Consider the following 300-nt stretch of genomic DNA (forward strand, 5'->3'; position numbering starts at 1 on the left):
ATGACGGCGCCGAGCTCGCGCCCGGCGTGAAGGCCATCGCCACGCCCGGCCACACCATCGGGCACATGTCGTTCCTGGTCGCATCGGGCGGCCAGCAATTGTTCATCCAGAGCGACGTGACGGGTATCCACCAGTTGTTCGTCCGCAATCCCGGATGGTTCTCGATGTTCGACTCGGATGGACCCAAGGCGGAAGCCACGCGGCGCGCGTTCTTCGATCGCGTGATCGCCGAAAAGGGCATGATCGCGGGCTATCATTTCGGATTCCCGAACGTCGGCACGCTGACGAAGGACGGCAACG

At 63.7% G+C, this 300-nt stretch carries 1 pseudogene; it reads left to right on the plus strand.

Annotated features, from left to right (window positions below):
• Positions 1 to 300 (plus strand): annotated as a pseudogene (locus tag KJQ96_RS39020) (MBL fold metallo-hydrolase); the annotation flags it as partial.

It is taken from the genome of Bradyrhizobium sp. sGM-13 (genome assembly GCF_018398875.1).
Taxonomy (GTDB): Bacteria; Pseudomonadota; Alphaproteobacteria; order Rhizobiales; family Xanthobacteraceae; genus Bradyrhizobium.